This is a genomic window from Dokdonia pacifica (assembly GCF_900188275.1).
In the GTDB taxonomy this organism is placed as follows: domain Bacteria; phylum Bacteroidota; class Bacteroidia; order Flavobacteriales; family Flavobacteriaceae; genus Dokdonia; species Dokdonia pacifica.
In genome coordinates, this window is sequence record NZ_FZNY01000003.1 from 218380 (window position 1) to 232243 (window position 13864).

Sequence of the window (13864 nt, forward strand, 5' to 3'; positions counted from 1 at the left end):
TAATGAGTGTACTGAGTCCTTTACGAAAATTACGCAAACGCTGGAAAGCGTTTTGGTATGTGAATTGGATCAAAACCTATTATTTTAATCTGAAGAAGTTTCCTTTTAAAACGGCTATGAAGTTGCCAGTATTTATTTACAGGGATTATAAGCTTACCAACATCAGCGGTAAGGTGGTTATAGATGCTCCTATTAAAAGAGGGATGATTGGTTTTGGTCATTCTTTTGAAGTGCGTAAGCGCTCGGCTGGATTAGGTGAAATTGTGATTGCCGGAACGGTGGTTTTTAAAGGGAATGTACATATAGAAAGAGATGTGTATTTTCAAGTGGGATATGGTGCGTATTGTGAAATAGGTAATTTCTCTTCCTTAGGATCTCAGGTTATTTTTATTTGTAGAGAGCGTATTGTATTGGGTGATTATGTGCGTGTGACGTATCAAAGTCAAGTGCTGGATTCTATTTTTCATCAATTGATTGATCTAAAAACCAATACCAAAAAACCTAAAACGGCGCCTGTCGAATTAGGAAATTATAATTGGATAGGGAATCGATCTACGATTATGAAAGGAACAAAAACTCCTGACCATACAACGGTGGGATCTAATTCTTTATGTAATAAGGATTATACCGATTTAGGAAATTATATTGTGATAGGTGGCGTGCCAGCAAAATTATTGCAAACAGAGATAAAACGTGATTGGGAAGGAGAGCAGTATATTTTGGATAATCTTTTGGTGAAGTAAGTTTAAGACTCACTTTTCCAAATATCAAGATACTTCTTTGCAATGGCTATATGATCATGATGCTTTGTTACAAAAGCTTTGGCGTTTTTAGCAATTTCGGTAATGCGTTCTGGATGTAGAATTAATTGTTCTAGTTCGGAAGCGATTTGTGCTGGGTCTGGTGTAGCATCCATAGCGACGGTATGATCTAATTGGTAGTGCTCTTTAAAATGCTTGCCTGCTCCCGTAAATACCACTTTTCCCTTAGCCATCGCTTCTAATGCATTATATCCTTGGTCATGTGAATATACTTGGTCTAATAAGATATGTGCTTTATCATACGCTTTGATGTATTCTGCATAGGGTAGCGACTCGACAGTAATGATTTCTATTTTTGAGGGGTATTTTGTCGTAACAATTTCTAAAGCCGCTTCAAATACATCATTTCCTTTCTTTATATAATTTGTACGATTAATTCCATGAAAGATGACCACCTTATCTTGCTGAGGAATTGTGGTATGATCTAGTTTACTAAGATGAATAGGTGTAGGAATTAGTGTGGTCACTTTTTCATGACCTTGTAGTCCTAGGTAATAATCCATGTCAGTAGGAATAATGGCCTTGACTTTATCTTCTATAAATGTGTAGAGTGCTTTATGATTTTGAGTAACATACTTCAATGCAGGACTGTAATAACTTTTTAAAGAAGGATCTTTTAGATAAGGGGTGAGTATATGGTAGGGAAGTTGTTTGTTTGCAAGTAAACTTTCCACCCACGGGGTATCTGTACCACAGGCAGATAAGAACAATGCTTTGTTATGTTGTTCTAAAAAAGCAATACATTTTTTTTCCTTTTCAATCGTTGTGCGAATACTCCATGAGTTAATAAATTGCACCACATCGTAGCCTTTCATATGTGCTCTTTGTTTCCAGAATTTATTTCCTGTTTCTACAAGAGCCATATCTATTTTTGTGATTTTATAGATGGCACGGCGTACTTTTGTAATCAACCAATTAGTACGACACCAACTTGAAGCGATAGAGATATCTACCGGATATTTCTTAAAATCATCACCAGTTCCCACAAGGGTTACTTCATGCCCTAAAGCAATTAACCCTTCTTTTAAAGAATTGTGAAAACGACTATATTCGCCAATTAAGAGTATCTTCATAATGAGAGATATCAAATATACTATAATCCACTAGATGAAACCCGATACTGTGCCTTTTGAAATTTTAATTTCTACGATGTTTCGATCGGACCTTTCATTTTTGGAAGCGATGTTTCCTGATGGCGATTATAGTAAGTATCCTATTTTGATTATCAATCAAACGGATGCCGAGCGTCAACTTCATTCTTCCCACACTCACATAAGAGTGATTAATACAGAGGAAAGAGGATTACCACAAAGCCGTAATATGGCTATCAAAAATGCTATAGGTGAGATATGCCTTGTCGCCGATGACGATGTGCTATATGTGCCTCATCTAAAGGAAATCATCCTTGACGGCTATGTGACGTACCCAGATGCTGCGGTGGTTACATTTCAGTTACAGAAATCTGATGGCACCTTATTCAGGAAATACCCAGATGTAACGCATCATACCAATGCTTCTTATAAAACGGTCAATGGTGTGGTGATCAGTTTCAAAAAAGATATATTATTAGAAAATGAGGTGTTGTACAACCCTCATTTTGGATTAGGAGCTACCTTTAGTGGAGCCAATGAGTATGTGTTTATGCGCAATGTCATGAAAGCAAAACTCCCTGCTTACTTTATTCCTACGCCTATTCTCAAACATCCAGATATAAGTTCTGGACAGGATTTAGGTAGCGATCGACTTTTGTATCTTAGAGGTGCATTAGCGTATAAATGTTACGGAATTTGGGGGTATCTTTGGGTGATCAAATATGTTTTCTTTTTAGTGAGGCATCAAATTATTAAGACGAAATACGCTTTCGCGAAAGCAAAAACAGCTTACTCAGGAATTAAAAAATATAAACAACTCGTAGCATCTGGCGAAGAACGTAGATAAATGATAGAGAATAGTAAGATCATAGAAATCCCAAGAATTACAGATCCTCGCGGTAATCTGGCAGTGATAGAAAAGAATACGCTTCCGTATGAAGTAAAACGGGTTTATTACTTATATGATGTGCCGAGTGATGCCTATCGCGGTGGGCATTCTCATAAAGAATGTAAGGAGTTTTTAGTGGCCTTAAGTGGTAGCTTTGAAGTCGTACTAGATGATGGGACTTCTAAAAAACGCTTGACACTTAATAAACCGAATAAAGGCCTGTTAATTCCTACAGGGATATGGCGCGAATTAGAAAACTTTTCTTCTGGAGCTGTTTGCTTGGTACTCGCTTCTCAAGAATACGAAGAAGAAGATTATATACGTGATTATGATGCGTTTAAAGCTTCAGTAGACGCCTAGACGAATTCCTAGTTTTTCCAGTATTCTCTTGATTCCAAAAAGTAGTTTTATCATAAATGCTGGTGCATTTAGTAATTTTAGCTGCTTCTTTGATAAGTTTTTAGGATCTATACGATCTATAAAAAACTGCGCTTCCTTAGGTTCATTCCACCGTTTTGCTCTGATAACAAGCGAAAATCTGTTGAGGTCTAAAAACTTTTTAAGAGCCTTGTTTTCTTTTTCTATGTCTTCATATGCGACAAAGTTAGGTCTGTGTTTTACAGAGCTAATACTTTTATATAAGCTTACTGGTGCATATGTATATGAGGCGCATGATTTTGTGCTAAAGGCAATAGGATATTGAATTCCTATACGAATCCATAAGTCGGTATCTTGCCCACTTTTGATACTGGTGTCATAGTTGCCTATATGATCAAATACTGTTTTCTTAATCACTGTAGAGCTACTAGTTAATAAGGTGTTTTTGTAACTCGATTCAAAATAATTGAGGGATAGGTGTGTTGCGTTTTCTGGATTTGAAAATGTGTATTGGGAAGGTCGTTTCCCATCGTGTTCTTCTATCGTAATAGCTGTCGCAAATACCTGATGATCTGGAAATTTTTCTATCAGTGTACTTATTTCAGCCAGGTAGTTGGTATCCCAGAGATCATCACCATCTAATAATGCGATGTATGTCCCAGAGGCAAGCTCAACACCCTTATTACGAGTAGCAGCAGCGCCCTTATTTTCTTGAAAAGCATGATAGATGATCTGATCGTGTTGGATAGATTGTATGTGTGCTTCACTATCATCTGTAGAGGCATCATTTACAATAATGATTTCATAATCCTTTAGAGATTGTGCCAACACACTTTGCAAGGTTTTTTTTATAAAATCTCCTTTGTTATAAACAGATATGACTACAGAAAATTTAGGCATCTACACGTTTTTTTAAACTTGCATAATGATGTAACTTATAGATGTCAAATAAAAATAACGAAGGAGAGGAGCTCAGTAATTTCTTTTCAATCCTTTTCTTAAATGGGGTTACTAATCTTAGAAATAACCCAGTTATTTTTCTTTTTTCAAGAAGACAATAGCTTTTTTGTAGGTTACTAAGTGTGCATTCCATGAGTTCTTTTTGCTCATAATAGACTGTAGTTTCTACAGCCTCTATGGTTTTTTTTAGGAATACCGTATTTTCTTCTAACCCTAGATGTATAATAGGATTGTTTATATGTTTAATACGTGCATTGAGAACTTTTAGCTGGTGAGAAAAGAGATTGTCAAGTCCGTATCTATTTTCGGTACTAACATTGGCTTTTAGGAAAAAGTCTTTTTTAATTAATAAGTTTTGAGAAATAATAAAACAAGGCTGTTGTAACCTTTTCTTAATAGATTGGGATTCTCGATGTTTTCCATAATACCAGCGCAAATACGTACTTGAATCGGGTGATTTTTCTTGATAAGAAACACCTCCGTAAATCACATCAATATCTTGTTGTAATTCATCTATATAGTTTTGAATAAAAGAAGAAGTAGCGGGTACTACATCTGCATCCAAAAAGAGTAACCAATCATAAGTTGCTGTCGTGGCTAATACCTCACGATTTTTAGTACGCCCTAGGTTTTGTTTTTGAAAAAGGTACTTCGTATGAGAGAATACATTGACTTCTTTATTTTCTTCTGTATACAAGGATGATTGATCATCAGAAACAATAATTTCAAATGGAATCGCTATTGCTTCTAGTTGCTCATGAATAGTAGCAATGAGTGGGTAAATATTATAGTTATATGTTGGGACTAAAATAGAAAGCATGATGAATTACGAAAATACGATATTCATCTAGATATTGTTGATGTCTTAAAAAGTAAAATGAGAATCCTATTTCGTTGCTTTGATGACATGTTCAGGTAGCCAACCATTTTGATGGTTTTCAATGGCTTGAAATGCAATAATTTCTGTGTTGAAGTTGACAGATTGTAATCTTTCATTCAATCCGTTTAAAGAATATATACGGACGTGATCTTTTTGACCAAAAGCGTTGAGTCGTCCTGCTTCAGAAGTGATACTATAATCCTCATAAATGTCACCTTCTTTGAAGGGTGTCTGGATGAGACAAACTCCATTGGGTTTTAGGATACGGTATAATTCGTTCATAGCTTTTAAGTCCTCAGTGATGTGTTCTAATACGTGATAACAAATAATAACATCTTGCGAGTTGTCAGGAAGTTTTATATCTGTGATGTCATAAGAATGATCTGCTATGAATTCATCTTCAAAATCGGTAGCGATATAGTGGATATCGGTTCTTTTTTTAAAAGAGCGGTATAAGGTTCTAGGAGGAGAGAAGTGTAAGATACTTCCCGATAATAGCTCATGGGTTTGCAATAGATGATAGAGTCTTCTAGACCTACTTCTACTGCCACAAATAGGACACAATAGATCTCTTTTGCCTAATGGAATAAACTTTTTAAGATGTGTATTACAGACATTACAGGTATATGTACTCCCTCGGTATTTGAATAAAAATAGTTTACGAAAAAATACTTCATGCTTCGTTAGGAATGAAGTAGGTAGTATTGATTTCGCTATTTTTTTTAGGGTGTTGTACATGTAAAAACCTTTACTAAATTATTCTTTTTTCCTATACCTCAATAAACGTACTTGTTTCTTTATATGTTGATAAGGAATGATACTTTTTACATAATCTCTCCAGGTCTTAGGATTAAAAGGAATTTTTGTGGTGCCAGGTAGCAACTCTTCCATGACCGTTTTGAAAAGAGTCGCATCTGGCATATGTCTTTGAGACTCTGGGATATTTAAAAAAGCCATATACATGATATGTCTCGAATTAAGAGGGGAGTAGTACTCTACAGGGGTGATATCTGCTTCGTGATACATTTTTGAAGCCCATTTCCCCATACGTAACTCCTGAAAGAATAAATCATTCAGCGGGATTTTATATTTTTCGGCATAGGGTTTTGCTTCCTTGAGCCATTTTTCTAGTGCTTGTTTATGAATAGGTAACATATCATACTCTATAGCTTTACAAAGCGCTTCAATAGATGAAAAAGCTTCTCTATCATATACTCCTTTTAGGTTCCCACCACCACCAGCGATATTGATGGTAGGTGTATTGATATGTTTTTTAAACCAAGCGATATTTCTTGTTTTTGATAAAAAACGAGGCACTATAAAATGAGTGGCAAATTCTTTTTTAAAGGAAGCACTAGCACCAGGGACTTTAATTTCTTCAAATGGGAGTTGAAACTTTTTTGCAATCTTCTTGGCGATTTTTACATCCCGAACGACATAGGTCTTCCCTGAATTAAAAATATAATACTTCATTTTATCTTTCCAAGGCATACTAGCGGCTAATAGTAATCTGGAATCATAGCCTGCCGTTATTGGAAAATAAATGGAGTCATACCGTAGCGCAAGCGCTTTCATTACATTTTGTAAATAGGTTTTATACGCATCTATAACATCAGTTTCCTTAAGATTGTGCGCTACAAAAATGGGAAGCCTTATGGTTTTGCTTTTTTGAATATCTAGATAATGATTAGGGATTAGTTTTTTGATTCGATCATCCCAATCTTCTTCAGTGAGTAACCAATGTTCATTAATGTTGAGAAATAATGGCGAGGAAATTAAGACTTCTTTTTTTTGGCTTATTTCTGGTTTGAGTTGAAGGGTATCTAAGATAAGTTTATCTGAAGATGATATATAGTAATGATCTGCTCTCTTCCAGTAATACAATTGTCTTTCTGAAAAGAAATCTGTAAGTAGTACTTTATGCGTCTTAGAGTGAAAAAAAATGGTAAATTTCCCTGTAAGTACTTCTAAGGATTTGAAAAGATGCGTCTCAGAAGTAGACCGAACGAGGGTATCAGCGATTTGCTGATTGGTTTTTTCAGGGGTATCTGGATGTAGGATAAACCCTAAAATAACCACATAGCTATCTTCACATTGAGCCAGAGTTGTTTCTAAATCATTGTGATAAAAAACAGTATAGGTGTCTATAGGGTATGATGAAAACCCTTCTTCAGAAGCAAAATCTATGGTCGGATCATCAGTAATAAAATATTGTTTTCTTCTCAATGGTATATTCTTATGACTATAAAAATAATAGGCAGAAGATACTGAAAAAATGGTATCATACGGTGCGCTGTACTACCTCAAAAATCTTATTATTATCACACTTTAATGTTTTTGATGGGTATTTAAGTAATAAGGCATAATCATGTGTTGCCATCAAAATAGTGTTTCCATTCTTATTAATTTCTTGAAGAACTTCCATCACTTCTACACTGGTTTGTGGATCTAGATTTCCTGTAGGCTCATCGGCAAGAATTAATTCAGGATCATTAAGTAATGCTCTAGCAATCGCTACACGTTGTTGCTCACCCCCAGAAAGCTGGTAAGGATACTTAAATCCTTTACTTTTCATACCTACTTTGGCAAGTACTTCTTCAATCTTAGCATCAATGGCAGTTTTGTCCTTCCATCCAGTAGCTTTTAAAACAAACAGTAAATTATCTTTTACAGTACGATCATTTAGTAGTTTGAAGTCTTGAAAAACAACTCCTAATTTTCTTCGTAAAAACGGAATTTGCTTTTCTTTTAAGCCATTTAAAGTAAACCCTACGATTTCTCCTTCTCCTTCCGTAAGTGGTAGATCACCATAGAGTGTTTTCATAAAACTACTCTTTCCAGAGCCTGTTTTCCCAATAAGGTATACAAAGTCTCCTTTATTAATAGTGATTTGTACATCAGAGAGAATCATATTTTCTCTTTGATATATAGCGGCGTTTCTGAGATGAAGTACGGGTTCTGACATACTAATGATTGACTAACGATAAAAATAGATTAATTCTTATGATTTATGGGAATAATCTTTTTAAAAATTTCTTTTTTATACAGATAATGAGAGATCACTAGAATGATAAAAGGAAGAAAAGGAACAGAGAATCGGTCGTTATTCCCATAAATAACCAATGCTTGCCCTAATGAAGATCCTATGATGAGTACCACGCAGAAGAAATAAAAATCAAAATAAAACCCTTTTTTCCGAATGCGAGTGATTATCATGAGACCACTAATCATCAAAAAGACAACATTCATGATATATAACATAGGAGTTTGTATATAAAGCCATGTCCCTGTCAATACCTGTTTTGGGGTTTTGAGTTTGAACTTATTGTGATTCCATAAAATAGACTCCTTCCAAAAATCTACCCAGGAGATTCCTACTTGTTTTAGATAGTCAGATGGGTTGTTTGTAATAAGTTCTTTATTCATAGGATCAAAACGCTGAGAAAGTTCTGAAACAGTGATGTTTTCTTTCGCTTTAAGCGTTTCATATACCCGCCAAACAGTCATTGATACATCGCCATTTCCTGCGATAACAGAGTCTCTTTTATGTACGTATAAATCACGTAAATCGGCATGTGTATCACTTGCTTTGTCTACAAAAGAGACACAGCTTTGCGCTAGATTCATTCCTGAAAATGCCGTCACAGATTTATACCCTGTATTTTGAAAATTAAGGGCACTCCAACCTTGATAACTTACTACAGCAGGGATAGCTAGAAGAAGCATCCTAGTTATGAGCAATGTGAATTTAAGTTGTCTATAATAGATGATTATAAAACAGAAAACAACAAGTGGTGTAATGACAATAAACATGGGTCTTACCAGAAATACAATGGCCATTAGGATACCCAAAATAAGACTTTGCCAGTGTGTAATGGTGCTTTTTTGTTTTGGGTTGAAAAAATCAATGTGAACGATATACCATACACATACAATGAGTGTACATAGCGTCAATGATTCGGTGAGAATAGCTCTTTCATAAAACAAAATGTGTAAGAAAAAAGACAGACTAAGACCGTTTACAAATGCTAGGAATGTATGATTGCGTAGTTTATAACTGATTTTAAAAAGTAAGACAGATGAGAGAATTCCTAAGATTGCTTGAATGATTGCAACGATACTAAAATTAATCCCAGTAAGCATTAATAGGAAGGGATATCCAGGCGTACGTAATCCATTATACCCATCTAAATTTAAAGCGCCTAACTGTTCGGCGAGTGGAACATAACTTTGCGAGTCATTAAAAATAGAGACTTGATTGCTGTAACATATCGCAATAAGTACTCTTACCAAAAGGCCTATACCTACTAAAAATAAGATAGGCCTTTCTAGAATATGTTTTTGTATGTTATGAATAAATAGCTTCAAGTTATGGACTATAAAAATCTAAACTGTTTATGTTAGAATTTCAAAATATTATAGCTTAACGTTACCATTAAACTTGTGTATTCAGATTTTGAGGGTATATGCTCTTTTAGAGTGTTATAACGAATATCTCCTCTAAAGTTTTTCCAAGAAAACCCAGCAGAAAGGCCAAGACTTCCTTGCCCATTTGTAGCTGTGATATCTTGAGATATTGTATAGGTTACATCTGTGTTTGCTATGACTTCTACCCCATAGCTGATCCCTAAATGGATTTTGGTAGATGGATTTAAAAAGAAATAATGACGACCTCCTAGGCTTATATCAAAAAAACTAAGATCTGCTTCAACGTCTTGGGTAAAAATGACATCAGTAAGAAGAGATTCAAATGAAGAAGAACCTCCTTTATTAAATGTTGTATACCTACCATCAATAAAAGCAGCCCATTTGTTATTATTATTTGGTAATAAAAATTCAATTTCAAAACCAAAAGTAGGGTTTACCTCAGATCCAAAATCAAAATTACTATTGTTAGATTCTTTTATTCTAAAACTATTATAATTTGCTCCTGCAAGAAGATATATATTAAAAGTAGCTCCTTTTTCTTTTTCTCCTATTCGAGTTGTTACTTCTCCCTTGCACGAATTGTATTTTTCTACATATTTTATGATATCACTTCTTTTGTAGCTTAAATTCGAGGTATTGTATGATAATTCTTCACAAGCAAAGTCACTAGTTAATTGCTGTCTGAAGTAATTATTCTCATTAATTTTATTGTCATAGGTGAGAAATCGTTTATAAACAAGTGGGTAAATAAGTTCTCCTTTTTTCTGGACAAAAAACTTTGTTCCTGCTGTTATTGAGTGAGAATATAATTTTAGAGCACCTTCTAATTCTACTTTTAAGAAAAGTGTTTCTACTTTCATGTTTGGATCTCTATCTCTACCAAGGTCATTTAGTTTATTTGAAGACCTATCAATATTTACTTTATGCCTTTCATATTTTGATACATTATAAATTCCAAAACCACTAGCTTGAGCAATAGTAATGGTTTTTCCTTCTGTATTTTCACTACTGTAAAATGTAAATGACTCTGGTGTAATTCCCCAATCTAAATCTTTTATGAACCCTTCTTTTTTGGAGCCATTATTATCGATATAATATCCTTTTCTGTTTTTTGTTTGTGCTTGAATACTAAAACAATAGATAAATGCGATAAATAAAAAAATGTATTTTCTTTTCATGTAAGTTGTTTTTTTTAGATAGTAACTTTTTGTGGCAAATTACTAAATAATAAGTTTAAAAGTCTTGTTTTTTAGATTGTTAATTTCCTTTTTAAAACTCGATATAATTATAAAGGATTTCTACCGTTATCCATATATAAGAAAACTATCTTTGAGTTAGAAAAATAGACCCAATCTCATACATCATATCAAAAACAATCATTATGCAGAAATTTATTACGGTATTTACCGCATTTCTACTATATACAAGCATACTCTCTGCACAGCAAACTGCTATTTATACAGACGACCTTGTCAAATATAATAAGGCATTGTCATTGTATAATAGTCAGCAATACCTAGCGGCTCAGACCTTATTTGAAGAAGTTAAACATGAAACTGATGATACCACCGTAAAAGGAGACTGTGCGTATTATATCGCAAATGCAGCGGTGCGCTTAAATCAACAAGGAGCAGATAATTTAATGCAAGCTTTTGTAAGTGAATATCCTACAAGCACTAAGCGAAATTCAGCATTTTTGGATGTCGCTTCCTTTTATTTCGAAAATGGGAAATATGCCTATGCACGTAAGTGGTATGATCGAGTAGATGAAGGGAGTCTCACTGGAGGAGCAAGAGAAACTTTTGACTTTAATAATGGGTATTCCTATTATAAAAGTAAGCAGTACGATCAAGCAAAGAAGTTCTTAAACCGGGTGCGCGATTCTCAAAAATATGGATCACAAGCAAAATACTATTTAGGTTTTATGGCCTATGAAGGAGATGATTATCAAGAAGCCGATGAGCTCTTTGACGCAGTAGAAGATAAAGAAGATTACAAAGAAGAGCTTGCTTATTTTAAAGCCGATCTGAATTTTAAATTAGGAAAATTTGATCAAGCTATCGCCGAAGGGAAATCACAACTTCCCACTGCAAATCCTAAAGAGAGATCTGAACTTAATAAGATTATAGGGGAGAGTTACTTTAATCAAGAAAAGTATACCGAAGCATTACCCTACCTAAAAGAATATAAAGGCAAAAGAGGACGATGGAATAATACAGACTATTATCAACTTGGATATACCTATTATAAGCAAGGAGATTATGAAAATGCTATAAATGAGTTTAATAAAATTGTAGATGGAAAAAATAGTGTAGCCCAAAATGCCTACTATCACTTAGCAGAATCCTATCTTAAAACAGATAAAAAACAACAAGCATTGAATGCCTTTAAAAATGCATCAGAAATGGATTTTGATGAAAAGATAAAGGAAGACAGTGGTCTTAATTATGCAAAACTTAGTTATGAGATTGGAAATGCCTATCAAACTGTACCACAGGTTATCGCAAACTATATAAAAGATTTTCCTAAAACCCCAGCAAAAGAAGAATTAGAAATCTTATTGATAGACTCTTACATCACTTCAAAAAACTATAAAGAAGCCCTAGTTTTATTAGAAAAGAATAATTCTTTTGAAAACAAAGTTGCATTGCAAAAAGTTGCTTTTTATAGAGGTGTAGAGCTCTATAATGAAGGAAATTATTTGGAGTCTCAAGAAATGTTTAAGAAATCTCTAAAAGAACCTAGAGATGAGCAATTTGTTGCAAGAGCAACGTATTGGAATGCAGAGTGTGATTATGTACTAGGAAATCATAAAGAAGCTGTTATAGGGTATAAACAATATGCTCAAAATAGTAATGCTGCTTCTACTCCAGAATACAATGATCTTAACTATAATATTGCCTATGCTTATTTTTCAGATAAGGATTACGAAAATGCGGCTTCCTATTTTGAAAAATTCACCACTGAAAATACCGAAGATAGGGTACGTCGTAATGATGCTTATTTACGATTAGGAGATAGCCGTTTTATTTCTAGTAAATACTGGCCTGCATTAGAAGCATATAACAAGGCGATCGAAATCAATGCAGCCGATAGAGATTATGCGACTTTCCAGAAATCGATGAGCTATGGATTTGTAAATCGTAATGCAGATAAGATCAATGGTCTTAAGAACTTTACACAAAGTTTTCCAAAATCTAGTTATAGAGATGATGCTTTATATGAATTGGGGAATGTTTATGTCTCTCAAAATAATAATGATGAAGCGATTGCAGCCTATGATCAATTAGTGCGTGATGTGCCTGGTAGTTCTTATGTGTCTCGTGCATTGCTCAAAAAGGCATTGATTTACGATAATAATAATCAGTCAGACCAAGCACTTACCATTTTAAGAAAGGTGGCTGGTGATTACCCAGGAACTCCTGAGGCATTGCAAGCAGTAACTACCGCAAAACTTATTTACATAGATTTAGGTCGTGTAAATGAATATGGACAATGGGTAAGTACCTTAGACTTCATAGACGTAGAAGATGCAGAGCTCGATGATGCGGCATATGCTTCGGCAGAAAAACAATATTTAGAAAATAATACCACACAAGCAACACGCTTGCTAGATGAGTATGTAGAGAGTTATCCAAATGGGCAGCATGCCTTGAAAGCTCACTTTTATCTGGGGCAACTCGCTTTCGCGAAAGCGGACTACCCAACCACTATTCCTCATTACCAGTTTGTTATTGCTAAAGAACGATCGGAGTTTACAGAACAGGCACTAGCTAGATTAGGGCAAGTATTCTTAACACAACGCTCATATGCAGATGCGATTCCTGTATTAGAACGCTTAGAAATAGAAGCCGATTTTCCTCAGAATATCATCTTTGCACAATCTAACTTAATGAAATCCTATTATGAGTTAGAAAATTATACAGATGCAGTGACTTATGCAGAAAAAGTATTGACCAACGCTAAGATTGATAATGCTGTCAAGAGTGATGCACAAGTTATTATTGCCAGATCTTCTATTAAAACAGGAGATGAAGATCGTGCAAAAACAGCATATGCAACGGTACAAGGAATTGCTACTGGAGCACTTGCAGCAGAAGCATTATACTATGATGCGTATTTTAAGCATAAAGCCAATGACTTTAAAGGTTCTAATACAACTGTACAAGAACTAGCCAGAGATTATAGTGGCTATAAAGAATTTGGCGCTAAAGGACTTGTACTTATGGCAAAAAACTTCTATGCTTTAGAAGATGCATATCAAGCTACGTATATTTTAGAAAGTGTGATTACTAACTTCTCAGAATATTCAGATATCGTAAAAGAAGCAGAAGAGCAACTTGCACTTATTAAAACCAATGAAGCCAAAACTAATTCTTCTGTAGAAGAAGGTGGCAACTAATTTTTATCAATCACA

Annotated in this window: 12 protein-coding genes; 4 read left to right on the forward strand and 8 right to left on the reverse strand. The window is 34.5% G+C overall.

What is annotated here, in order from left to right:
* Positions 1–2: 2 nt before the first annotated feature.
* Positions 3–743, forward strand: coding sequence for an acyltransferase (locus CHB80_RS10990; protein WP_089371517.1), 741 nt, complete (start codon positions 3–5; stop codon positions 741–743).
* Positions 744–745: 2 nt separating this feature from the next.
* Here CHB80_RS10990 and CHB80_RS10995 read toward each other — a convergent pair whose 3' ends face one another.
* Entirely contained in the window at positions 746–1894 is a 1149-nt protein-coding gene (locus CHB80_RS10995; protein WP_089371518.1) for a glycosyltransferase, read from the reverse strand.
* A gap of 34 nt (positions 1895–1928) precedes the next feature.
* Here CHB80_RS10995 and CHB80_RS11000 point away from each other — a divergent pair, with 34 nt between their 5' ends.
* Together CHB80_RS11000 and CHB80_RS11005 are read left to right on the forward strand one after the other, a co-directional pair.
* Positions 1929–2759 (forward strand): glycosyltransferase family A protein, encoded by an 831-nt coding sequence (locus CHB80_RS11000; RefSeq protein ID WP_089371519.1) that lies wholly within the window; start codon positions 1929–1931, stop codon positions 2757–2759.
* Positions 2760–3161, forward strand: a complete 402-nt coding sequence (locus CHB80_RS11005; protein ID WP_089371520.1) for a sugar 3,4-ketoisomerase — start codon at positions 2760–2762, stop codon at positions 3159–3161. It abuts the gene before it with no gap.
* Here the strand turns inward: CHB80_RS11005 and CHB80_RS11010 are convergent.
* From CHB80_RS11010 to CHB80_RS11040, 7 genes are all read right to left on the reverse strand, one after another.
* The gene (locus tag CHB80_RS11010) at positions 3147–4079 is read right to left on the reverse strand and encodes a glycosyltransferase family 2 protein (protein WP_089371521.1); all 933 of its coding nucleotides are present in this window, start codon (positions 4077–4079) and stop codon (positions 3147–3149) included. The two genes, CHB80_RS11005 and CHB80_RS11010, sit on opposite strands and share 15 nt — an antisense overlap.
* Entirely contained in the window at positions 4072–4959 is an 888-nt protein-coding gene (locus CHB80_RS11015) for a glycosyltransferase family 2 protein (RefSeq protein ID WP_089371522.1), read from the reverse strand. Before CHB80_RS11015 ends, CHB80_RS11010 begins: the two co-directional genes overlap by 8 nt.
* A 66-nt stretch (positions 4960–5025) precedes the next feature.
* Entirely contained in the window at positions 5026–5757 is a 732-nt protein-coding gene (locus CHB80_RS11020) for a methyltransferase domain-containing protein (RefSeq protein ID WP_089371523.1), read from the reverse strand.
* Between the two features lie 18 nt (positions 5758–5775).
* Positions 5776–7245, reverse strand: a complete 1470-nt coding sequence (locus tag CHB80_RS11025; RefSeq protein ID WP_089371524.1) for a hypothetical protein — start codon at positions 7243–7245, stop codon at positions 5776–5778.
* Between the two features lie 55 nt (positions 7246–7300).
* Entirely contained in the window at positions 7301–7984 is a 684-nt protein-coding gene (locus CHB80_RS11030; RefSeq protein ID WP_089371525.1) for a cell division ATP-binding protein FtsE, read from the reverse strand.
* A gap of 29 nt (positions 7985–8013) precedes the next feature.
* The gene (locus CHB80_RS25150; protein WP_089371526.1) at positions 8014–9387 is read right to left on the reverse strand and encodes a hypothetical protein; all 1374 of its coding nucleotides are present in this window, start codon (positions 9385–9387) and stop codon (positions 8014–8016) included.
* A gap of 32 nt (positions 9388–9419) precedes the next feature.
* A complete protein-coding gene (locus CHB80_RS11040) occupies positions 9420–10625 on the reverse strand; it encodes a hypothetical protein (RefSeq protein ID WP_089371527.1) in 1206 nt (401 codons plus the stop codon).
* Positions 10626–10828: 203 nt separating this feature from the next.
* On the opposite strand from CHB80_RS11040, the gene CHB80_RS11045 reads away from it, so the two are divergent.
* Entirely contained in the window at positions 10829–13849 is a 3021-nt protein-coding gene (locus CHB80_RS11045; protein ID WP_089371528.1) for a tetratricopeptide repeat protein, read from the forward strand.
* The last annotated feature ends 15 nt before the right edge of the window (positions 13850–13864 follow it).